General features: G+C 64.2%; 22 protein-coding genes. All 22 read right to left on the bottom strand.

Annotated features, from left to right (window positions below; translation table 11 throughout):
• Window positions 1-44: 44 nt before the first annotated feature.
• Window positions 45-248: a hypothetical protein gene (locus C1878_RS01495; protein ID WP_114599930.1), complete on the bottom strand. Its 204-nt coding sequence runs from the start codon at window positions 246-248 to the stop codon at window positions 45-47.
• Window positions 245-1,156 (bottom strand): hypothetical protein, encoded by a 912-nt coding sequence (locus tag C1878_RS01490; protein ID WP_147272885.1) that lies wholly within the window; start codon window positions 1,154-1,156, stop codon window positions 245-247. The genes C1878_RS01495 and C1878_RS01490 overlap by 4 nt, the downstream gene beginning before the upstream one ends.
• Window positions 1,143-1,913 (bottom strand): LytTR family DNA-binding domain-containing protein, encoded by a 771-nt coding sequence (locus C1878_RS01485; protein ID WP_147272884.1) that lies wholly within the window; start codon window positions 1,911-1,913, stop codon window positions 1,143-1,145. Before C1878_RS01485 ends, C1878_RS01490 begins: the two co-directional genes overlap by 14 nt.
• Before the next feature lie 251 nt (window positions 1,914-2,164).
• The gene (locus C1878_RS01480) at window positions 2,165-2,761 is read right to left on the bottom strand and encodes a TetR/AcrR family transcriptional regulator (protein WP_114599927.1); all 597 of its coding nucleotides are present in this window, start codon (window positions 2,759-2,761) and stop codon (window positions 2,165-2,167) included.
• A 130-nt stretch (window positions 2,762-2,891) separates the two neighbouring features.
• Entirely contained in the window at window positions 2,892-4,238 is a 1,347-nt protein-coding gene (locus C1878_RS01475; protein ID WP_114599926.1) for an MFS transporter, read from the bottom strand.
• A gap of 249 nt (window positions 4,239-4,487) precedes the next feature.
• The gene (locus C1878_RS01470; RefSeq protein WP_114599925.1) at window positions 4,488-5,048 is read right to left on the bottom strand and encodes a hypothetical protein; all 561 of its coding nucleotides are present in this window, start codon (window positions 5,046-5,048) and stop codon (window positions 4,488-4,490) included.
• Between the two features lie 42 nt (window positions 5,049-5,090).
• Window positions 5,091-6,239, bottom strand: coding sequence for a DMT family transporter (locus tag C1878_RS01465; RefSeq protein WP_199519261.1), 1,149 nt, complete (start codon window positions 6,237-6,239; stop codon window positions 5,091-5,093).
• 237 nt (window positions 6,240-6,476) lie between these two features.
• Complete coding sequence (locus tag C1878_RS01460) at window positions 6,477-7,625, bottom strand: serine/threonine protein kinase (protein WP_080143120.1); 1,149 nt, start codon at window positions 7,623-7,625, stop codon at window positions 6,477-6,479.
• A gap of 136 nt (window positions 7,626-7,761) precedes the next feature.
• Window positions 7,762-7,959 carry a hypothetical protein gene (locus C1878_RS16415; protein ID WP_147272883.1) on the bottom strand — a complete coding sequence of 66 codons (198 nt, stop codon included), beginning with the start codon at window positions 7,957-7,959 and terminating at the stop codon, window positions 7,762-7,764.
• 349 nt (window positions 7,960-8,308) lie between these two features.
• Entirely contained in the window at window positions 8,309-9,031 is a 723-nt protein-coding gene (locus tag C1878_RS01455; RefSeq protein ID WP_167510316.1) for an amino acid ABC transporter ATP-binding protein, read from the bottom strand.
• 159 nt (window positions 9,032-9,190) lie between these two features.
• Entirely contained in the window at window positions 9,191-10,636 is a 1,446-nt protein-coding gene (locus C1878_RS01450; RefSeq protein WP_114599923.1) for an amino acid ABC transporter permease, read from the bottom strand.
• Window positions 10,637-10,669: 33 nt separating this feature from the next.
• Window positions 10,670-11,485, bottom strand: a complete 816-nt coding sequence (locus tag C1878_RS01445) for a transporter substrate-binding domain-containing protein (protein WP_114599922.1) — start codon at window positions 11,483-11,485, stop codon at window positions 10,670-10,672.
• A gap of 242 nt (window positions 11,486-11,727) precedes the next feature.
• Window positions 11,728-14,424 (bottom strand): ROK family protein, encoded by a 2,697-nt coding sequence (locus C1878_RS01440; protein WP_114599921.1) that lies wholly within the window; start codon window positions 14,422-14,424, stop codon window positions 11,728-11,730.
• A gap of 294 nt (window positions 14,425-14,718) precedes the next feature.
• Entirely contained in the window at window positions 14,719-15,510 is a 792-nt protein-coding gene (gene phnPP / locus C1878_RS01435) for a phosphoribosyl 1,2-cyclic phosphate 1,2-diphosphodiesterase (RefSeq protein WP_114599920.1), read from the bottom strand.
• Window positions 15,507-16,307, bottom strand: coding sequence for a phosphonate C-P lyase system protein PhnL (locus C1878_RS01430; protein WP_241963562.1), 801 nt, complete (start codon window positions 16,305-16,307; stop codon window positions 15,507-15,509). Before C1878_RS01430 ends, phnPP begins: the two co-directional genes overlap by 4 nt.
• 1 nt (window position 16,308) lies before the next feature.
• The gene (locus tag C1878_RS01425; protein WP_114599919.1) at window positions 16,309-17,685 is read right to left on the bottom strand and encodes an alpha-D-ribose 1-methylphosphonate 5-triphosphate diphosphatase; all 1,377 of its coding nucleotides are present in this window, start codon (window positions 17,683-17,685) and stop codon (window positions 16,309-16,311) included.
• A 219-nt stretch (window positions 17,686-17,904) separates the two neighbouring features.
• Window positions 17,905-18,765 (bottom strand): ATP-binding cassette domain-containing protein, encoded by an 861-nt coding sequence (locus C1878_RS01420; RefSeq protein WP_114599918.1) that lies wholly within the window; start codon window positions 18,763-18,765, stop codon window positions 17,905-17,907.
• Window positions 18,755-19,780, bottom strand: a complete 1,026-nt coding sequence (locus tag C1878_RS01415) for an alpha-D-ribose 1-methylphosphonate 5-phosphate C-P-lyase PhnJ (RefSeq protein ID WP_114599917.1) — start codon at window positions 19,778-19,780, stop codon at window positions 18,755-18,757. Before C1878_RS01415 ends, C1878_RS01420 begins: the two co-directional genes overlap by 11 nt.
• Complete coding sequence (locus C1878_RS01410; protein WP_114599916.1) at window positions 19,764-20,999, bottom strand: carbon-phosphorus lyase complex subunit PhnI; 1,236 nt, start codon at window positions 20,997-20,999, stop codon at window positions 19,764-19,766. Before C1878_RS01410 ends, C1878_RS01415 begins: the two co-directional genes overlap by 17 nt.
• The gene (gene phnH, locus C1878_RS01405) at window positions 21,000-21,710 is read right to left on the bottom strand and encodes a phosphonate C-P lyase system protein PhnH (RefSeq protein WP_114599915.1); all 711 of its coding nucleotides are present in this window, start codon (window positions 21,708-21,710) and stop codon (window positions 21,000-21,002) included. It lies immediately after the preceding gene.
• Complete coding sequence (phnG, locus tag C1878_RS01400) at window positions 21,707-22,150, bottom strand: phosphonate C-P lyase system protein PhnG (protein WP_114599914.1); 444 nt, start codon at window positions 22,148-22,150, stop codon at window positions 21,707-21,709. Before phnG ends, phnH begins: the two co-directional genes overlap by 4 nt.
• A 12-nt stretch (window positions 22,151-22,162) precedes the next feature.
• Window positions 22,163-22,981, bottom strand: a complete 819-nt coding sequence (locus C1878_RS01395; protein WP_241963561.1) for an ABC transporter permease — start codon at window positions 22,979-22,981, stop codon at window positions 22,163-22,165.
• Window positions 22,982-23,015: the final 34 nt, after the last annotated feature.

Raw genomic sequence — 23,015 nt, 5'->3', positions numbered from 1 at the left:
GTTTTTCCCCGAGACGCAACCCGTCGCGAACGACGCCCGACCCGTCATAAACGACGGTCCTCATTCTGCGGCGAACCCACCGACCCTACGCATACGCCGGCATCGCTCAATCCGTCCAGCCCACGTTCGTTGACGTCGCCCACGCCGTTGCCGTCCTCCACCGTGCGGCGCAGATGGCGATGCACCGCGATGCTGCCGCCTACCAGCGCGAGAAACAGCAGTATGCTGAGTATCCGAACGAACGTCATACGGACGCGCCCCCTTCGTCCGGGCGAACAACCTCGACCACCGCATGCTCGGCTGCATAGCGGGCGCCCTTCGTCCGACGAACCTCGGCCTGCTTGCGACGCAGCCAAACGACCTGCATGACAAGGGGGACGGACAGCCACCCCACCACCGCACATATGAGGAAACCGGATCCTACGATCACCGCATCCGCCCGGGTGGGGCCGGCGGTGAAGAAGTCCGTTGCGTACCACGGTGTTTTCCCGCCCTCGTCGGAGGACGGAGGCGCCGAGTCGCCGGGTTCGTCGGGCTTGCGCGCATCGCCCTGCACGAGCAACGGCAACACCCGTTCCTCCGTCTCGCCGCAGCACCGGCACATTCGTCGCTCGAGCCCCGGCTCGACCTCGGTGGATTCGCGCACCGTCTCCCAACCTCCCCAGTCGTGCCCCAAGGCAGGCAGCACTTCGCCGTGCGACTCGCCGCAGATGGAGCACACGTACATCGCCATGCCGTCTTCGGTGCATGAAGGCTCCAAACGGGACGTTTCGACGAACTGGTGCTCCCCGGTAGGCGACAGAGGAGGAATGATCCGGTACTCGTAATGGACGTTATCGGGGTGTTTGGCGCACACCCGAGCCTCGACGCCCTCGGACGTGCACGTCGCCGGAGCGTCCACATACCAATCGCTCCATTCGTGGCCGGTAGCCGGCACCGTGCGGTAGAACGAATCGCCGCACTTGCTGCACACCAGGTATTCCAAGCCGTCCGCATCGTCGGTCACGGGCATCACGACGGTTATCTCGTAATCGTGCTGTCCGCCCGCCGGGCACTCGTCGGCATAGCCCGAGGGCACCCCGACTAGAAGGAGCACGGCCGCAGCAACGAGCACGGCCACCGCTGCCGGCGCTCTATGCCGTTTACGTTTCATCATGTTCGGTCACGTGCACCGTGGCGCGGGCGTCCATCGCTTCTAAGAACGAAGTCCGCTTCGCCCGCCCTAGCGGAACCTCCACGCCGTTCGAAAGCGTGATCGAGGTGTACGTGTAGCTTTGCACGTAGGCGCAGTTGACGAGGAACGACCGGTGCGTGCGCAGGAACCCATACTGCAGCAGCATGTTCTCCAATTTTCCCAGAGGCGATAGGAAATCGATCGTCTGCTCGGTGCCAGGCAAGGTCTTTTCACGGGACAAGTTGAAATGCACGACGCACACCCGGCCGCGCACCTCGAAGTAGCAGATATCGTCGATGGGTATGTTCAGTCGTTCGGTTATGCCGTTGATTTGGATGTAGCGGGTTTTGCGCTCCTCTACGGCTGAAACGGCCTCGAGGAACACGCGGCGGAAGCGCGAACCATCGCTGTCGTCGGTCTTGAGCACGTAGTTGAACGCCCGCACGTCGAACGCCTCGAAAGCATATTCGCGCGAGACGGACAGGAACACCACGGCCCCCGCGAAGTTCTTCTCGGACAGCTTCCGGGCAACCGCCATGCCGCCCAGTTTGGGCATAACGACATCGAGGAACACGATGTCCGGCATGGCCTCCATGTCTTCAAGATCGAAGAGAAAGTTCTGACCGTTCTCGTAGGTGGTGAGCCGTATGTCGAGACCGCTTTTTTGGGCAATCGATTCGAGCAGGCGCGCGTAATATTCGCAATCGTCGTGGTTGTCGTCGCAAAGAACTATGTTCAACGAGCACCTCTCTCGCCCCGCATGATGAATCGCCTTCGCCACGGCGTCCCTGTTGCCCAAAAGGCAACACGGCCGGGCCCCGACAGCGCGAGCATAGAGGTTAGCAGTCGGTTCGAAATTGGAACCGAAAAGTATACAACTGTAATGAGATAGTTAAGAAGACGCGTTCAGGAGCCCCGAATCGTGAAGGAGGCGTGAAGGAACGAGGCGCGATCCGCCTATCGGCTTTACCGCTCGTCAGCTTTTTCGCGCTACCGCTTCTTGAATCCGTACACTTCGAGCGCATCCGCAAGAAGGCCGGATGCGAACTCCCGCACGTCGTAGCCCTCGGAAATGGCGGCCACGGCCGCACCGTCCACGATGGTGCCCACCATGCGTGCGGGCATGTTGATCCCAGCATGCGACAGGATGCGCCCGACGGCGGCGTCCAGGGAGACGCGGCCCTTCTGGTACGCCTCGGTGACCACGGGGGACTCGGCTGCCGCGATCAGCTGGGCGTAGTGGGCCGAAGGAACCACGCTGTCGTCGGGCAGGCAGGCCCGGATCAACAGGTCGACCGCTCGATCGCGGCATTCCTCCACATCCATCGCCTCGGCGGCCGAAGCTGCTTTCTCGGCGCGCTCGGCCCACAGCTGAATGTTGTAGCGGCCCGCCTCGTGCAGCAGCTGCGTCACGGAATCGAAGTAGTACCCCACCGACGACGACGCGGCCCCGGCCCATTTCGCCACCTTGCGATAGGTGACCGCCTTCGGACCCTGCTCGCGCAGCAACGCTGCGGCTGCAAGCACCAGCGAGGTGCGCGTGATCTGCGCCTTCAACGACTTCGGCGTTTGCGATGTCTCGCTCATCTCTCCTCCGTAACCCCGGCGACGCCGACCGGCATCGCGCACGAACGCCGCCCGGGCCTCCATTGCCCGGGCGGCGTTGCCTCTTCATGTTCGACCGCGCGGTGCGGGCAAACAATTTCCCCAGATCAACCTATATCTCAGTCAAATCCTTACCGGTATGCTCATGCGACAGAATCATGGCGACCAACGCTAGCGCGGCGATGAACACCATGTAGAAGCCCGGAGCGATGGCGCTGCCCGTAACGTCGATCAACCAGAACGAGATGAACGAGGCCGATCCGCCGAATATGGCGTTCGCCAAGTTGAAGCTCAAGGCGAAGCCCGAGTAGCGCACGTCGGTCGGGAACGTTTCGGTAAGGTAGCTGGACAGCGTGCCGTCGTTGATGGTGAGCACGAGGCACATCACCAGCTCGACCAGCAGGATGATCCAGAAGTTCTTCGTTCCCAGCAACAGGAACGCCGGAATGGTGAGCACGATGAACCCGACGCAAGCGATGATGAGCATCTTCTTGCGCCCGAAACGGTCGGAAATGCGCCCGGACAGGAAGATGAACGCGATGTAGACCACCAAAACGATGGTGGTGATGATGGACGCGGAGCTCGGATCGTAGTTCAGCGTGGTCTCAAGGTAGTTCGGCAGGTACGTGAGCACCGCGTAGAAGCCCACCGCGTTCAGCACGCAAGCTCCGAACGAGACGACGAGCACCTTGAAATGCTTTTTAAACAGCGTGCGGATGGGATGCTGGACAGCTTTGCCCGCGCCGCTCAGCCTGCGCTGCATCTCCTCGTACACGGGAGAATCCTCGAGGTGCGTTCGGATGTAGTGCGTGATGTAGCCCAGCGGAAGCGCCAGGAGGAACGGGATGCGCCAGCCCCAATCGATGACGAAGCTGGAATCGGCCCCCCATGTGTTGAACATGAACGTGGCGAACAGCGATCCCACGAGCAAGCCGGTTGCCGTGGACGCCGGCACCATCGAACAGTAGAAACCGCGATGGTTCTTCGGCGCGTACTCGGCGATGAACGTGGCTGCACCGGCGTACTCGCCCGCCGCCGAGAAGCTCTGCACCATGCGCAGCACCAGCAGCAGAATAGGAGCGCCCACGCCGAGGATCGCGTAACCCGGCAGGCAGCCGATAAGGAACGTCGCGCCGCTCATCATGAGGATGGAGATGGACAGGGCCCACTTGCGGCCCTTCTTGTCGCCCATGTTCCCCCAGAAGATGGCGCCGACGGGGCGCACGAGGAACGACAGCGCGAACACAGCGAACGTGCTCATGACCGAAACCAAGCGGTCCTCGCCGGGGAAGAACACCAGTGCGATGACCGTGGCCAGATAGGAATAGCTCGCATAGTCGAACCATTCGATGAAGTTGCCCAAGAACGAGGAGAAGGTTACTTTCTTGAGCGTTCGATGCTGCTCCTCTTCGGTAAAGGCGATGGCAGCAGCGTTTGAATCAGAAATGTTAGATTCCATGGTAATCCCCTAAGAAATGTACGGCCTCGTTGAGAGGAGAAGAGACCTGTACGCTTAGCGTGTGCTTCAAAAAGCCCCCTAACATGGGTGTACGCTACTAGATTAAGGCTATCATACCGCAAATTTCGAAACCGGGTGTAAACCCGTTACTTTTGACCCTAGATGGCAACATGGTTGAAACATGGCCGTTCGACGAACGCAAGGAGCCCGTTATACAGCATAACGGGCTCCCGCTCTTTAACGTATGGATCAGTAGTCTTCGAGCAGATCGACCTGCGCCTTGCTGGCTCGCAGGATGAAGTCGCGCTTCGCCTTCTGGCCGCCCTGGGCGAGCTTGCGCAGGATGACCCTCTTCAGGCGCGGGTAGTCGTTCATGCCGTACCACGCGAAGGCCGTGCCGCCGATGTACGCCTCGACGATGCTGTGCACCGGGGCCTCGGCGTCGCGCTTGGCGTCGAGGGCCAGGTACTCCTGGATCTCTTGCCCGCACAGGTCGCGGATGACCTCGGGGCTGATCTCAAGGTCGTGGGCCAGCTGCTTCAGCTGGTAGTCGACCTCGTCCTCGTCGGCATGGGGGAAGTACGTCACGTCGTAGGTGACCGCGCGCACGTCCGATGCCTTCGCGAACTGGAGCAACGTGTCCAGCGCCATCATCTGCACATGCTCTTCCGTGCGCTCCGCGATGTCGAGCTCTGCGGGAAAGCCCTGCAATCCGTTTTCTGCGAACGCGGCTTTCAGCTCGTCCTCGTTCAATGCGGGCTCGAATTCCACCACGGTAGCAATGTGGGTCAGATTATTCGTTATCTTCATATGCCACACCTTCCTCTTTGCTCAGTTTGGCATTCGCCACCACTACCGCAGGTTCTCCTTGTCGGCTTCCTCTTCCAAGCGAGCGGCAAGGTTTTCGCTGATCTCCTCTTGCTGCTTCTGCTTGCGGCCGGCAACCATGCCCTTGATAGACGGGATGGCACCGCCGCCGATGATGAGGATGGCGCCCAAAGCCGTGTTGATGGTGAACGGCTCACCGAAGATCACCAGGCCGCAGAACAGCGCCACGGGAACTTCCCAGTACGCGATGGTGCCGTAGTCGGCGGCCGGCAGGTTGCGCCCGGCAACCAGCAGGAAGCCCAAGGCGATGGGGCCGCAGATGATCCACAGCAGCACCGCGCCGATCCAGTTGAACGTGGTGAAGTGAACGTTGAGGGCCCAGTTCTCCATACCGGGAGTGGCGCCCAGCGAGTTCAGGACGATGGTGATGGCGCCGGCGCCGATGACGGCGAAGATGAAGTTCCACACGCCGCGAGCCGTGGTGTCGGCGTCCTTGCGGTAGCCGTTGAAGAACATCGAAGCGCCATAGAAGAAGCCCGAAGCGACGCCGAACGCATCGCCGATGCCCTTCATGGGGAACTCGGCGGTGGACGGAGCCAGGTTGAAGTCGAAGCCGAACGCTTGGCCGCCCACGCCGAAGCCGAGCAGGCCTTCGCCGAACAGCATGCCGATGAACACCGCGCCCAGGCAAATCCACTGCAAAGGCGACATAGGCTCTTTGCGGAAGATGCGGGCGAGCAGCACGCAGATGACGGGGCCTATGTAGATGAACAGCACCGCGTTCGACACGGTGGTCAGCAGCGTGGACGTGACGTAGCACGCCAGCGACATGCCGATCATAAGGCCGCCCAGCGCGATGGCCGGGGTCAGCTTCAGTTTCTTGAACACGTGCACCTTGTGCGTGGCCACGAGCAGAACGAGGAAGAACAGCACGCCCATGCCCATGCGGCCCACGGCCATCAGGGCGCCGATGCTGTCTCCCGCGTTGAAGCCCGCGGCTCCGTCGAACATGTCGGTGCGGGTGGCCCAGCGGCTGAACAGGGGCACCAGGCCCATGCCCGTGGCCGAGATGAGCATGGCGATGGTGCCGAAGCCCAGCCTCATCTCGTAGCTGCCGGACCCGTCCTTGCCGTTGCCCATATCTGGGTTTTTGCTTTTGTTGGTATCTGCCATTGGTCCTCCTTAACCAGTAGCAAGAAAAAAGAATCCCCTCTGCCGCCGCGACTCGCGCCCTGCGAGACCGAATGAGGCATGCGTTCACCTATTCGGCCTTATACGGCCGAATCGTATTCGCGGTGGTATAGGTTTAAATCAAGAAAGGGGACCTGAGCGCTTGAGCTTGCCAGATCCCCTTTCTTTGTTGTCAGACGACTCTTGCCTTCTTCAGCAAGGGTTGGTCACGCTACGCGACTAGTCGTTCCACATCTCCGGGCGCACCAGGGTGGGATCCTTGACGCGGTTCGGGAAGTAGTCGAGGCAGTCGCCCTCGCGGTAGACGTCAGCCGTGGAGCAGTGCAGGCCGCCGCCGAACGGATAGGCGTCGCGCAGGTCGCAGGGGATGACGTTCATGCCGAGCTTGTCCATCTGCTCCTGCTGGTGCACCTCGGAGGCCTCGACGATGACGGTCTTCGGGTCGAGCACGAGGCAGTTCATGGACAGCCACACGGAGCTGTAGCACAGCGCGGGCGGCTCGTCGTGCGCCGGGTCGGCGGCCTCGACGATCTGCCAGTCGTTGGCCTCGAAGATGGCGCGCTGCTCTTCGGGGAGCTTGCGGTGCGGGTTGTTGATGATCAGGCCCGGACGCAGCGGCACGAAGGTGGCGTCGATGTGGATCGGGTACGGGTCGCCGGGGAAGTTCACGGCGTGCACGCGGTACTCGGGGTAGTAGCGCTGGAACCAGTCCATGGCCGTGCGGTTCGTGGTCAGGCCGTGCTGGATGAACAGGTCCTTGCCCATGCGCATGACGTCGGCGGCATCCCACATCGGCTCGACTTCGGTGGTCACGAAGTCTTTGTTGGCCGTACGGACGAGGCGCTCTTCGAGCGTGATCTTCTCGTCGTAGTAGTTGTGCTTGTAGGAGGCGTCGGTCAGGCGGGGACGGGGAGCCTGGGTCCACAGGAAGTCCGGATCCTCGTCGAAGTACTGCTTCATGAGGGGCCAGTAGGCCAGGTACTCGAAGTAGCGGCAGCGGAAGGAGTTGGCGGAGGCCATGATCTCGTTGCCGATGGTGAGCAGGATGTCGCGGGGCGGCATGCAGGTCATCATGGAGTCGTTGCGGAAGTCGGGCGTGCCGATGGCCTGGTTCCACTGCAGCGGGGTCGGGCGGTCGACGACGACGCCGCGGTCCTCGAGGATCTTCACGAGGTTGTCGAGGCACTCGTTGCCACGCTCAACGGTCTTGGCGGGACGGAGGCCCCACATGCCGCGCATCTCGGAATCGACGGGCACCTTCTCAGACGTCGCGGGCTCCTCGGGAGGGATCATCGAGTTGTCGCAACGACCGACGATAACGCGCTTCAGCGGATCCCAGTCGTTCCAAGAATTGACTATCTTCGCCATGACAGTCTCCTTTCTTTGGCAGCGCTCTTCGCTACCGTTGGGTGGCACACTACATACTACTGCAGCTTGCTGGCATTGCCGTGCGACTGCGGGAGCGCCTTGGAGACTGGTGGTTCATGGTTCTCCTCGGTTTTTCCTACCGTGGCATGGTTACCAGATTTGCCGTTGAGGAAGTTATACCATCTTTTTTGTTCACCTGCAACACTATTTTCCGTGTGATTTGTAGCAAAACTGTAATGATCTTGTCCACATGCACAAAAATATGATCAAGTAGCAGGTCAAGGAACAGCAAGGCAATATGACCATATTGGATATTTTTACCTTTTATTTCCATGCTTCTGCATAAAAATGGAATCAAACTGTGGCCTCATGCACACGAAACGGCTGCCGATTCTGTAGGAGAAACGTTCCTGATTTGCACAATTTGAAAAGGTGCCGTTTCGAGGGGTTTTGGCAAAAAACACAATTGATAAAGACGCGCGATCAGCGCCGCAGCAGGAGGAATGTGGAAGGATCCCGCAGAAGGCTGCTCGCCGATCGCCGGTGCGACGGGTTGCTCGCATGAATGCGATGCGGCGCGCCGGGCGCTCGCCGCATCGCATTCCTTTTGCGTTGGTCTTTCTGGTGCCGAGCGGGCAGCAGGTCGCCCACGGCGGCGCCGTCGCTGCGCGTCGAGGCCACCCTTACGAGATGTGGCCCAGGAAATCCTTCGTTCGATCGGACTTCGGATGGTCGAACACGTCCTCGGGCGTGCCCTGTTCCACGATGAAGCCGCCGTCCATGAATATCACGCGGTCGGCCACGTCGCGGGCGAAGCCCATCTCGTGGGTGACCACGATCATGGTCATACCGCCCTTGGCCAAGCCCTTCATGACGCTCAGCACGTCGCGCACGAGCTCGGGGTCGAGCGCGCTCGTGGCTTCGTCGAACAACATGACATGCGGGTCCATGGCCAGCGCGCGGGCGATGGCCACGCGCTGCTGCTGACCGCCCGAGAGCTCCGAGGGCTTGTAGTCTATGCGGTCGCCCAGCCCCACTTTCTCCAGCTGCTCCACGGCGATCCGCGCCGCCTCGTCGGCGTTGCGGTGCAGCACCTTCTGCTGGGCCAGCATGACGTTCTTCTTGGCGGTGAGGTGCGGGAACAAGTTGAAGTTCTGGAACACCATGCCCACCTTGGCGCGCACCTTGTTGATGTCGGTCTTCTTCGCGGTGATCTCGGTGTCCTCGAAGAAGATGCGGCCGCCCGTGGGCTTCTCCAACAGGTTCACGCAGCGCAAAAGCGTGGACTTTCCCGAGCCGGAGGGACCCAGGATGACCACGACCTCGCCGCGGTGGACGTCGAGGTCGATGCCGCGCAGCACCTCGTTGTCTCCGAAGCTCTTGCGCAGGTCCTCGATGCGCACCACGATCTCGTTGGAAGCCGCCGACGCACCCGAAGCGTCCGCGCTCGCGGCTCCTGCGCCCACGGCGCCCGCCCCCGATGCGGACGCAGGGCCGGTATCAACGGCTTCTCCGTTCAAGACGACGCCGTCGTGGTTCGATTCGCTCATGTGATCCGCACCTCCTTAATGGCTTATATGGTTGCCGTTGCGACGCGCGTCGTCGTAGAGCTGCGTCGTCGTCGCGTCCAACTGCGATGCCGGGCCGGCGAACGTCTCGGACATGCGTATGCTGCGGGCCACGGCGGCATCGGAGTCGGGCACGACGGATGCGGCAGAGGTGATGCTGCGATCGGCCGGTCCCTTCTTGTGCTTTCGCCGGCCGTTCGCCATGCGCGTTTCCATGGTGTTGATGAGCTTCGTGAGCGGGATGGTGACGATAAGGTAGAATCCGGCGGCCACGATGTAGGGCGTGACGTTGCCCGTGGCGGCCGTGATGGTCTTCGCGTACATCATGAGCTCGGTCACGCCCACGGCGGCCAGAAGCGAGGTGTCCTTGTACATGAGGATGAACTCGCTCGTCATGGTGGGTATGACGCGGCGCACCGTCTGCGGGATGATGACGAAGAACATGGTCTGCATGCCGTTCATGCCCAGCGACCGCGCCGCCTCGAACTGCCCTTGGCTGATGGACTGGATGCCCGCACGGAATATCTCGGCCAAGTACGCGCTCGAGTTCATGATAAGCACGATGGCGCCCATGGCAAACGGGTCGAGCTGAACGCCCATGAGAGGCAAGCCGAAATACGCAATATACAGTTGCAGAAACAGCGGCGTGCCGCGCACGATGTTGATGTAGGTGGCGCCGATAGCGCGCGGCAGACGATGCTTGGCCATGCGAAGGAACGACAGCAGCAGACCCAGCGGTATGGCCAAGGGGAAGCTGACAACCACAACACCCAAAGACACGAGCCAACCGGCGAACAACGCCGGCACGGACGTGGAGATGATAGCTGGGTCGAAGAACAGGTGGAGGAACTTGTTGGAGTTCCATGCCTTCACCCATTCTTGCTGGTTCAACCAGTTGGCCAACTGCTCGGAGGGAGATTTGCCCACCACGTCGATGACCTTGTCGGTGGCCGGCATATCGTGCGTTTGCCCATCGATCGTGGTGTAGCTGCCCGCTAGGCCGAACGACCCGCCTTCGCCCGGCAGAAGTGTACGGTTGCACTCCACCATAATGAGTGCGCCGACGGGGGCCGGCTCGTCCAGCGCTACCGTAACCGTAGCACCATCGACTGTAGCTTGCGAAGCAACTTCCAGCCGATCGAGACCAGCAATGACGGTGGCTTTCACGTTTTCCGGTTCGACGGTGGAGCCGTCGGGGAGTTCGATGGACACACCCGTCACCGATTCGTCCTCAGCGGACTGTCCTTGCCACGTCACACGCGTGGGCGTTGCTCCCATGACGGTGACGCTGTCTCCGTCGGCGTTCCCTTTGGCGGTCCAGCGCTCCACTTCCAAAGCCTGCGCTTGGACCGGCAAAACGAACGATGCCGCCAGCATCGCAGCGACAAGAAGCGCTGCGATGCTGGCGAAGTGCGTCTTGATGAAAGAGATCACGTTCTGCATCGGTCGATCCTTAATGGTGCGTCGACGCCGTTCCTACGAAAGCCACTTGGCGACGGCTTCGTCGTACTTGCCGTTGTCCTTGATGGCCTTCAGCGCCGTGTTGAGCGCCTTCGTGAGCTCGGGGTTCTCTTTGCTCACGGCGATGGCGTACTGTTCGCCCGTGGGGATCTCCTTGATGATCTGGCAGTCGGTGTAGGCGTTCTTCACGTAGTAGTTCGCCACCGGCCAATCTACGGCGATGGCGTCGATCTGACCGGACTGCAGGGCGGCGAACACAGCCGTCATCTCGTCGAACGCGATGACCTCGGCACCCTTGACGTTCTCGGCGGCCCACTGGAAGCCCGTCGTGCCGGATTGCCCGCCGATCTTCTTTCCTTCAAGCTGCGCCACATCGGTGATGCCGGAGTCTTTCAGCACGGTGATGCTCTGGTTCACGTCGCACACCGGATCGGTGAAGTCGACCTGCTCCAGGCGCTCGTCGGTGATGGTGATGCCGGACACGCCCACATCGGCCTTGCCGCCGGTTTGGATGAGCGGCACGATGGTATCGAACTTCGTAGACGGCAGGTAATTGCTCTCGATACCCATTTCCTCGGCCAACAGGCCCATAAGATCGACTTCGAAGCCCTCGGGGGCGTTACCGTTCAGGTTCTCGAACGGGGGGAAGTCGAGCGAGGCGGCAACCGTCAGCTTGCCGTCGTTGACAAGCGTATAGCCTGCGTCCGTGGCGTTACCGTCGCCGCTCTTCGCGTCGGAGTCCTGCCCGCCGCCCGACGAGCAGCCGAACAGCGCGAGCGATGCGACCAGCGCGCCTGCCGCTACGAGTACGGCCCATTTCTTCATCTTCATTGGTCTCTCCCCTTTCCTCTGCGCCGATCCCGCATACGAGACGACTTCGCGTACAGCGGGTTCTCACGACGCAATCGCCTTACTATAAAGCGCCTTACCGGTATTATCAAACACTTATTCACGTTGCGGAGGTGTTTTCGATTAGCGGATGCCCCGCGAACGGTGATTTTTCAAGCGTATTCGGTACAGCGCACTAGAGCGATAGAGCGACAGGGGCGCAGGAGAAGCTTGCTCATCCGGATTCACCGACAGCGCGCGCAGGACACTGGCACGTTCGCTGCCGCAGACGCCGGCATCGTCGAATCCGCCGCACAGGCTTCTTCGTGCGCGAACGCTTCGAGCACGCGGAACGCGGCGCCGTACACGCCGCACTCGTTGCCCAGCTTCGAAGCCACGATGGGCGTTTCACGGCAGACCGACAGGGCGCAGGCGCGGTAGCGCGCGCGGACGGCGTCGAGGTACAGCTCGGAGCGTTCAGACAGGCCCCCGCCCAGCACGAACACATCGGGATCCATCAGGCACGCCATCTGCGCCAAGCCGAAGCCGAGCGCGTCGGAGAATCGGGTCAGCGCCGCGCGGGCGGCCGGATCGCGGCGCACGGACGCTTCGAGCACGGCGCGCGCGTCGGGAAACGCCTCCGCGGCGGCCCGCTCGGCCGCCGAGAACGCCGCATCGGAGTTCTGCCGCCCAACCTGCACGCCCGCCCCAACCGTTCCCACGACGAACGCCGCCGGCGCCCCCTGGGATGCGAGCGTCGCGGGTGCGCTGGCGGCAACCGCCACCGCATCGCCTTCGTCCCCGTCGTGCAGCGACTGCGTCGCCCGGGTCGCGAACTCCCGACGCGCCGTGCGCACAAGGCCGGTAGCCGACGCGTACTGCTCCAGGCAGCCCGCTCCGCCGCACGAGCACGGCTCCTGCTCGTTGGGGTCGACGCACAGATGGCCGAATTCCCCCGCCGCCCCGTGCGCGCTGGCGTAGAGCGAGCCCTTTACGATTATGCCCGCGCCCACGCCCGTGCCCAGCGTGATGAACGCCACGTTGGATTCGCCGCGCTCGCCCGACGATCCGCGCCAGCAATCCCCCAGCACGGCCGCATCGGCGTCGTTCAGCACGACGATGCGCGCCGCGGGAAACCAGGAATGCAAGAACGCTTTGTAGGAGCGCAGATCGAGGTCGATATGGGGGCAGAGCTTGAGCGACTCCTCGGCCGCCACCGCGCCGGGCACGGCCAAGCCGACTCCCATCACGCGATCGGCCGACACCCCGGCCTTCTCCAGCACCGATCCCATCTCGCGCGAAAGCTGCGCATGGCTGCCGTCGGCCAGCACGCTCTGCGAATCGAACACGTGGGTGCCCACCAACTCGCCGTCCATCGTGAACGCGCCCACCTTCGTGTGCGTGCCCCCCACGTCGACGCCCACGACGAAGCGCGCAGAACCCGACGCGGCGGCTCCGCCGGGAGCGCCGCCCCCGGTCGCCGCCGCGCCCAGGCCGAAATTCGAACCGCCCGCGGCCGATGTCGCCTTCGCGTCGACGTCGGCCCCGGGGCCGACGTCCTTCGACGCGAGTTCGCGCGAGCCGAACCAGCGCGCTGGATCGATGCGACTGCCCATGATGCCGCGCGACGCAGCCATGACGATGGAGAACACCGCGACCGTGTCGACGAGCTTGTCGAACAGCAGCGCACCGAACACCGCGAGCACGTCGGGCAAGCCCCAGCTCGCCAGCAACCCGCCGTAGAACTGCTCCGCCACCGTGGTCAGCCGCCCCGTAGCCAGCGAGAACGACAGCGCAGCGGAGACGAGCGACTCCGCAATCACCAGGAACAGCGCCGCCCAACCCAGCGAACGCAGCGTTACCTTCTTCCCCCGGCCGAACAACAGGCCGAACGCGAGCGCACTCACGGCGCTCAGGCCGTAGTACAGCAGGTTGCCCGCATTGCCCATCTGCACGGCCAGCACGAGGTTGTTCGCGAAGCCCACGACAAGGCCCGCAGCCGGCTCCAGCAAGATGGCCGCGAGCGCGGTGCCCGCCGTGTCGAGCCACACGGGAGCCCCGAACGCGCTGGCTGCCGCATAGAGGCCCTGGTTCACCAGCACGCACGCAACCATGGTCGCACCGTAGGCGACCACCTTCGGGTGCGCCTTCGCGTAGGCGAGCACGCCGCCGTACGAAGCGGGCGTACGCCCCTTGAACGGCTTGCGCTCGGATGCGCGGAAGTACGCCTCGCGGTCTGCCTGGCACTGGCGGATCTGTTCCAGGAAGCCGCCGGTGATGATGCCGGCGGGCAGCGCGATGACGGCGATGCCGAACAGCGACGACGCCATGGATATGAACTTGCCCAGATCGGTCATCGGGTACACGTCGCCGTAGCCCACGGTGGTGAGCGCCGTGGTGGCCCAGTACAGCGCGTCGAAGAAGTTGTCGAACGTTCCCGGCTCGTTCACGAACATGATAAGACCGCTCACGAAGATGTACATGAGCGCCACCACGAGCACCGACAGCAGCGTGTTCTTCTCGGACCTGAACACGTTGGCCACGATGGTGAGGTTCTTCGAGTAGCGGAACATCTTCGTAACGCGCAAAACTCGCAGGAACTTGAACGTCTCGGGCAACACGCCGAGCGACGGCAGGATGGCCAGAAGGTCGATGATGGCGAGCGGCGTGAAAGGGTACTTCGCGAACTCCCTCCAACCCTTCTTCCCCGTCTTGAGGTCGTGCGTCATCCAGCGCAGAATATAGTCGAGGAACAGGATGTACACCGTGACCACGTCGAGCAGGTTCATGCCGTGCGCCACTTCGAGGCTCATGTCCTGCGGCCTGAACATAAGCGGGACGATGCTCAAGAAGGCAACGGCCACGATGAAGACATCGTAGGCGTGGCTGACCTTGTCGCCGACGCGCGCACGCTGCACTATTTGGAATATTCGCTCCCTCATAGCTGGTAAGTGTATCGTGAACGCCAGGGCAACAACAGCGGTCGGCAATTCAACTTTTCGTTGAAAAGAAGCTTGCGCACGAGCAGGTGCGCAAGCAAGCTCCGAAGCGGGGCCGGGAGGGGGAAACGCGCGACCTCGCACCAGCCTTGGCGCGGACTCGAAAGCTCGTCATCCCAATCGCGACGAAGCGCGTCGGCGCGCAGATGTCGGGCGGATGCGCCGCCTTTCGAGGATGGGGCCATAGAGTACGTGACGCCACAGGGCTTTCGATGCAGCCTCCGTTGCGCCGGCGTCTCAAGCGGCGGGGACGCGGAAGCCGGGATGGGGGACGCTGCCGAAGCGGCCGTGGTAGTCGGAGCCCGACGTGCACGTCAGGCCGTAGCGCTCGGCCAGACGGGCGCAGCGCACGTGGTCGACGGGCGTGTGGTCGGGATGGTTGCGCTCGATGCCGCGCAGGCCGCAGTCCACGAGCTCCGACACGACGTCGTAGCTGTCCAGCTGGCCCGGATGAGCCAGCACGGGCATGCCGCCGTCCTCGGCGATGGCGCGCACGGCGTCGCGCGCGTCGACGTAGACGATGTCGCGATCGCAGATGCCTCCGTTCTTGAACAGGCCTTTGTAGAGCGTGCGGTAGGCGGCGCTCACGTACGGCTCGTTGGTGAGGGCCGCCATAATGTGCTGCTTGTACAGGGCCGTGGACGCGTGGCCCAGCTCCAGCGCGCGCTGCACGTCGATGTCGTAGCCGGCCGCGACCAGCTGGTCGAGCTGCCAGAGCGAGTTGGCGTTGCGACGTTCGAGAAGCGGGCCGCACAGGGCCTCCACCGCGGGAGACCCCTCGCGCAGGCCCAGGCCCAGCACATGCACCTTGCGGTTGCGCTTGAAGTCGTAGGCGCTCACTTCGATGCCGCCCGTCACCTGCACGCCGTAGCGCCGCCCCAGCTCTTCCGCCTCGTCCAACCCGCGCGTGGTGTCGTGGTTCGTGAAGGCGATGCGGCCGATGCCGCGTTGGCGGGCCTGTTCGAGCACGTCCTCGAACGTGTCAGAGCCGTCCGAGATCGTCGTGTGCACATGGAGATCGGCGATCATGTCATCATCCCTTCCTGCATGTTGAACTCATGATCGCACAACCCTTCCATGAATTCGAGGTCGTGGAAAATGCCGAGCATGGTGGTGCCCTCGGCCTTCAGCTGCTCGATCAGATCGCGCACCTTGAGCTTGGAGGCGTTGTCGAGCGAGGCGGTGGGTTCGTCCAGCAACAGCAGGCGCGGGCGCTTTATCATGGCCGAGGCGATGTTCAAGCGCAGCTTCTCACCGCCGGAAAACGTGCGCGGATACAGCTCCCACAGCTCTTCGTCCAGATCGAAATGGCGCAGCATGCGCTCGGTTTCCGCCTCGGCCCGCTCGCGCTCGTCGACGCCGTAGGCTTCGAGCGCGCTTTTCAGCACGATGTCCCGGGCCGTTTGGCGCGGCAGCGCGTTCAGGAACTGGGAGACGTAGCCCAGCTCGTAAGCGCGCAGGTACAGCATCTGGCGCTGCGTGGCCTGGGCCAGGTCGAGCGTTCCGAAACGCTTGGAGTCGTACAGGATCCGACCGCGCTCGGGCAAATTCGTGCGCCAGATGCAGCGCAGGATGGTGGACTTGCCGCTGCCGCTGCGTCCGGTGATGCCCACGAACTGCCCCGGCGACAGGGAGAAGCTCACGTCCTGGCACCCCTGGATGCGCCGGTTCACGCGATGGAGCAGAAACGACTTGGAAAGGCCGTCGATTTGCAGGAGGGGGATTTCGGCCGGCGCCGCGGGGGATCCTTCGACTACGCGCTGCGCGCTTCGCTCAGGATGACATGTGGGGAGCGTTGTTTGCTCAGGATGACAAACGGTTGCCATGCTACACCGCCTCGATGGGGAGCTCGCGGTCGAGGGGCTTCGTGCCCTGGAGCGGCGAGACGAGGCGGTCGCATGCGGCGTGGAGGGACGAGCGCCCGCTCCGGCCGAACTCGTCCAGGTCGCGCGCGTAGCCGCGCGGCTGGTCGGGGTAGTGGGAACGGAACACGGAATGACCGCCCACGAACGCGCGCGTGACCACGGGCATGGTGTGCGCTTCGCCGTTGCCGCAGGCTATCTCGCGCACGAGCAGCACGTCGGCCCGCTTGCCCACCGCCAAGGAGCCCACCTCGTCGGCGATGCCCGCCGCCTTTGCCGGATTGATGGACACGAGCGCGAACGCCCGCGCGATGTCGAGCCCGCATTCGTCGCGCAGCGCGAACACGGCGTCGAGCAGGGCCGCCGGGTAGTAATCGCTGCACAGCACGTCGATGGCGCCGGCCTCAACGGCCTCGCGAGCGCTCAGGTTGCCGGAATGGCTGTGCCCCAGCATGACGTTCGGCGCGCCGGCCACCGTGTGCAGGCCGCGGGCGCGCGCCTCGCGGGCGATGTCGAGCGAGATGGGGAATTCGGAGATGGACGCCTCCAGGCCGTCCATGAACGCGAGCTTCTCCGCGCTGTCGTCGTCGTGCGACGCGATGGAGATGCCCCGCTCGCGCGCGATGGACGCAAGCGCCGCTATCTGCGCGTACGTCATCTTGCTGCTCTCCTGCTGCATGCGGATGATGTCGCGCACCTCGTCGTCGGTCACGTCGCGGTAGCCCTTGAGCGTGTCGCCGAACATGAGCAGGTCGCGGTACTGGCCCTGGCCGGGCGTGTGGTCCATGAACGACACCAAGTCCACCTTGCCCGAGCGCAGGAACTCCTCGATGTCGTCGTACAAATCGACCGAGTCCAGCTCCACGCGCATGTGCAGGCGATGTCGGATGAGATGGTCGCGCTCCTCGCCCGCGCGCAAGACGGCCACGCGGTCGATGAGGGCGCTCACGTTGCCGAAGTCGCGGATGGGCTTGTGGTCGAAGATGTGCGCGCCGTACACCGACAACGAATGGAAGATGGTGGTGATGCCGTGCGACACCAGCTCGCGGTCGGCCTTGTACAGCGACGTGTTCAGGTCCATGACCACGCTGGGGCGGGGCGAGGCCACGTTCTCCACGTAATCGGAATGGATGTCGATAAGGCCGGGCGCCACGTAGGCGCCGCGCGCGTCGACGACGGGCAGCACGCCCACCGTGGCATCGGGCTGCGCGTCGAAGTCCCGCTCGGCGGACGGCTCGATGGCGGCGATGCGCCCGTCGATGACGACGACGTCGCAGTCGGGCCGCACGCGATCGGCGCATACCACGGTGCCGCCGCAGATGATGCAAGAGTTGTTGTCCATGGTGCAGGTTCCTTTCAGGTTTTGTCATCCTGAGCATTCGACAGTCCAGTGGACTGTCGAACCCTTGCGCCGCGAAGCGACAAGCGCAAGGAGGCATTTGGGGCAAAATTCGCCGCAGGCCGAAGTCGAAGGATCTTCGGCAACGGGAGGCCTCCTTGGTTGAAGATCCTTCGACTGCGCGGCTTCGCCGCTCCGCTCAGGATGACAAGTTGGGGCGGGTCACAACAGTGAATAGACAAGCTGCTGGGTATAAGAATGTTGCGGGTCCTCCAGTATCTGATCGGTCAGGCCGCTTTCGATGACGCGGCCGTCCAACATGACGAGCGTGCGGTCGGCCAGCATGCGGATGACGCCCAGGTCGTGGCTCACCACAAGCATGCTCACGTCGAAGTCGCGCCTGATCTGCTGCACGAGGTCGAGCACGGCAGCCTGCACCGACAGGTCCAGGCCCGTGGTGACCTCGTCGAGCAGCAGGATGGGCGGGTTGTTCGACAGCGCCTTGGCAATCTGGACGCGTTGCTGCATGCCGCCGGAGAAGGTGCGCGGCGGGTCGGCTTCGCGGGAAAGCGGGATGTTCACGCGCTCGAGCAGCTCTTCGCCGCGAGCCCGCATGAAGCCCACGTTGCGGCTGCCGGCGGCTATCATCTGCTCGGCGATGTTCGACAGGCTGGAGAAGTCCATGCGCAGGCCTAGGTAGGGATTCTGGTACACCATGCCGAACACCGTGTTGCGGATGGCGCGCTGCTGCTGGGGCGAGAGCGACAGCAGGTTCTCGGCGCCGCCGTCGAAGGGGCGGGCGCGCACGTCGCCGTCGGTTGCCTCTTCGTCGAAGAACAGGCATTTCATAAGCGACGACTTTCCGCTGCCCGACTCGCCCACGATGCCCACGATCTCGGCCGGAAACACGTCCAAGCTCACGTCGCGCACCGCATGAACGGTTCCGCAGCGCGGGCACACGTTGCGCTCGAGTTGAGGTTCGAGCCCCAGGCAGCGCGGACAACCGGCTCCGAAGCGCTTCGACAGATGCCGCACGGACAGGCAGGGGGCCTCGTCCGCGCCGAAACGTTGCTCATCGAGCATGGGAGGCTCCTTCCTGAGAGTCGCTGGTTGTTCGCAAGGTCAGCTGGGAGGCTTCTAACGGATTGTCATCCTGAGCGAGCGTGAGCGAGTCGAAGGATCCCGCGCAGGAAGGCCGCACGCTTCGAGCATGATCCTCGGCTGATGCCGACGCACGGGATCCTTCGACTACGCGCTGCGCGCTTCGCTCAGGATGACATCCCGCGCAAAACGCCGTGTCGTTGCATTGGTAGTACGTCTCGCCGGTGATTTCGTCCACCAGCTCGTCCAGGTAGACGTCCTCGGCGCCGCACAGGCGGCAGCGCTTGCCGTCGAAGCGCTCCACCGAGAACGGATAGTCCTCGAAATCGAGCGGCACCACGTCGGTGTGGGGCGGCACGGCGTAGATCTTCTTCTCGCGGCCCGCGCCCAGCAGCGTGAGATGCTCGGCCTGGTGGAGCTTCAGGTTGTCGAAGCGCGGGATGGGCGAGGGAGCCATGACGTAGCGGCCGTTCACGAGCACGGGATGGTCGGCGCCGGTCGTGGTCATGTCGTAGCGCACGATCTGGTCGAACAGCTCCAACCAGGCACCGGTGTAGTCGGCCTCGGCGTGCAGGCGCTTCGTCACGGCCTCGCTCGGCTCGAAGCTGCGCAACGGCTCGGGCGTGGGCACCTGCAGCACGAGGATCTGGTCGGCACGCAAGGGCTGCTCGGGAATGCGGTGGCGCGATTGAATGAGCGAGGCATCTTCGGTGGCATCGGTCACTTCAACATCGGTGGTGTCGGCCACGAGCTTCTTGATGTTGACGGCGTTCACGCTGTCGTCCGAACCCTGGTCGATAACCTTGAGCACGTCGCCGCGGCCGATGATGGCCAGGGTGATCTGCAAACCGCCCGTGCCCCAACCGCGGCCGATGGGCATCTCGCGCGAGGCGAACGGCACCTGGTAGCCGGGGATGGAAACGCCCTTGATCAGGGCACGGCGGATCTCGCGCTTCGACGCCTCGTCGAAGAAGGCGTAGTTATAGCGCTGCTGCATCGGATGCCTCCTTCGCTTCCAGCGCAGCCGCGGCCGCCTGGTCGGCGGCTCGGTCGTCGGCGGCGCGCGTGCCGCGCACGCTGGAAAGCTTCGACTGGAACGTCACGTAGTGCGGGAGCTTGAGGTGGGAGATGAAGCCCGTGGCCTCCACGCCGTCCACGTGGTAGAGCACGAACTCCTCGTCCTCGGTGGGATAGCGTTTGTCACCCAGCTCCAGGCATCGGTCGAGCACGCTCATGGCGATGGCCTTCGTCTCGGCACGGCCGAGCACGAGGCCGTACCCGATGGCCAGCGAGAGCCCGCCGGGCGCATCGGCGTCGGAAGCGTCGAGACCATCGCCCGGCGCCGCCGTCTCGCCCTCGGACATGAACACGCTCTCCACCTCGGTGACGGGAATGGAGCCCAGGTAGTAGGCGTTGTCCGCGCCGCCCGGCTCGAGCGGATGGTCCACGGCCACGGCCACGCGGCCCTGCCGCAGCTCGCCCACGGTAGGGTGGGCGGGGCCGAAACCGCGTATGGCGGCGTACCCCAGCGCCTCCACGGCTTGCGTCATGCCGCGCGCAAGCGTCTGCAAACGCACGGAGCGCGACGAAGGGAAGGTAAGCGGCACCATGGTGGCGTCCACCGGCTCGGCATCGTCGTCCGGCACCCGGTTGACAAGCCCCTCGGCGCGCAGGTAGTCGAGCACGCGCGGGAGAACGGCGGGACGACTCGAACCGGAGGGCGAGCCCCCGGCGTCGTCCGCTTGCGCGGTGGCGGCCTCGTCGAAATGGCGGGTCAGTTCGGCGCGCTTCTCGGCCAGCTCCTCGGGGCCTTCCGTTTCCAGATCGAACGCCAGCAGACGGTGGCTGTAGTCGCGCGTGGCGCCCAGCAGCTGGCCGCCGGGCACGTCCTTGAACGCGGCCGACACGCGCCGGCTCACGCGCATGGCGCCGGTGTCCACCGAGCGGGACACGTAGGGGCGCTCGAGCGTGGAGCGGAACGCGCGCAGCAGGAACACGGCTTCGTCGGGAGAGCCCTGCGCCTGCTTGAGCGCCAGCGCGGCCAAGCGCGGCGCGTACAGGGACGCCTCGCCCATCACCTGGTCGACGAGATCGGGGAACGTGCCCTCGATCTCGTCGGTGCCCCACGCCGACGACGTGCTCACCCGCTCGTACTCCAGCAGCTTGAGGCTCTCCTCGATAGCCTTGCCGCCGCCGCGGACGGCTACGTAGCCCATCTAGCGAACCTCCCCGGCCAGGCAGGGTTCCGATGCCGCGGCGACTCGGTCGGCGGCCTCCGTCGCTCCGAGGGCCGAAGCGTCGCCGCTCAGCGTCACCTGCGAGCTGCGGGGCACGGCCACGAGGTTCCCTTCGAGGTCCACCAGCACTATCTCCACGCCGCACGGGAACTCGTCGCGCCGCTCCGCGCGGGCGCGCGCCCATTCGACGCGGTCGACGGCGAAGCGGTTCACGTCGGCCACGCCCGGGCCGCGCACCTCCACCACGTGGAGCGCCGGCTCGCCGCCGGCCGCCGCCTCTTCGGGCGCGGACAAGCGAGCGCACCCCATGAGCACCGTCGCGCCCTTCTCGGGGGCCACGAGCGTGCCTCGGCACGCTTCCAGCACGGCCTCGGCCGCCAGCTGCGCGTCGGCGCGCGCCGGCACCACGACGAAGTCGGCCTCGCGAACGGGAAAGCGCATGGCGTGCGTCTCGCCCGTAAGGTAAGCGGCCGTGGCATCGGGCTCGGCATCCACCACGCTGAACGTGACCGCCTGGTCCACGAACAGACGAACGACCGCTTCGAGGGCGCTGTCGAGAGCAGCCGGCCTCACCGGGCTGTCGGCTGCGCGCTCGATCGTGCAGACCGTGCCCGGATGCGCGAACGCGTCGAGCACGCCGCGAAACGCTCGCTGCGCGCGATGCAGTTCGGCGTTTTCCGTGATCATCATGATTCCACCTTCATAGTCGAAAAGTCCACCTTCGTCGCCGCGTTGCGGCGCGCGTCTTCTGCCTCGCGCGCTTCGATGCGCTCGAGCTCCCGGCCCAAGCGCTCCTCCCAGCGGGCGGCGAAGCCCTCTCCCGCCGCGCCGGCGAACGCCGCGTCGACCACGGCCAGCTCGTAGGCGCGGCAACGGTCGCTGCCGAGCACCATGCCCAGCCCCACGGCCTCGCCCAAGCGCACCCGGCACGACGTCATGAGGGCCTCCCCCAGATAGAACAGGCTGCCGTGCGCCGTCTCGCGCACCTTCACCATGACCAGCTCCTCGCGCGGCTCGTCGAGGACGGCCACGGCGTTCGCGCCCAGATCGTCCTCGATGTCCCGAACGATGGTACGCGCCAGCGTGGGATCTCCCTCCACCAAAGCGCGCGTCCGTTCGTATCGTTTCAACCTTGCTCCTTATCAGTGTTGTACTATGTAGCGCTTCCTGAGCCTGGTGGCCACGACCTCCAGCACCACCGCCACGGCCAGGCACAGGTACACGATGAGCCCCACCTCGTGGATGTTGTAGTAGAAGCTGCCCGCCAAGAACAGCTGGTAGCCGATGCCGCCGGCGCCCGCCACGGCGCCCACGGCCACCGCGTTCACGAAGTTGATCTCGAAGCGGATGAACGTCCACGACAGCATCTCGTTCACCTTCTCGGGCACGATGCCCTGGAACACCACCTGCCACCACGAGGCGCCGCTGGCGCGCAGCGCCTCGATCACGCCCGGGTCCACCTCTTCGAAGCTTTCCGAATAGGCCTTCACCAGGTAGGCCACGCTGTGGAACAGAAGGCCGATGACCGCCGCCTCCGGCCCCAGGCCGATGGCCACCGAGAACACGAGCACCCACAGGATGGTGGGCACGGCGCGCGCCACCGACATGAACACTTTGATGACGTTGCTCACGGCCCGGTTCGACAAGTTCGAAGCCGCCAACAGGCCCAGCACGAACGCGATGACCGCGCCGATGAAGGTGGTGAGCAGCGCAAGCGCAAGCGACACGAACAGCCCCTCCACCACGTCGGGCAGCGTGAAGTGGCCCGCAAGGCCCGGCTGCAGCATCATCTGGAAGAAATCCCCCACAGCCGAGGCCATGGCCTGCGCGAACGGGACCTTGCCGTAATTCATCGTGACCATGGTGAACACGGTCACCAGGGCCAGCAGCCCCAGGGTGAGCATGAGCGCCACGTTCGGCTTGTTGGCCACGCGCGTTTTGATCTTGCCGGAGCGCGTCATGCGCGCACCTGTCGGAGCGTTTCCGTCGTTCGGA

Origin of the sequence: Gordonibacter sp. 28C (assembly GCF_003339845.1) — a bacterium.
Classification (GTDB): domain Bacteria; phylum Actinomycetota; class Coriobacteriia; order Coriobacteriales; family Eggerthellaceae; genus Gordonibacter.
This window is presented reverse-complemented; position numbering and strand designations above follow the sequence as displayed.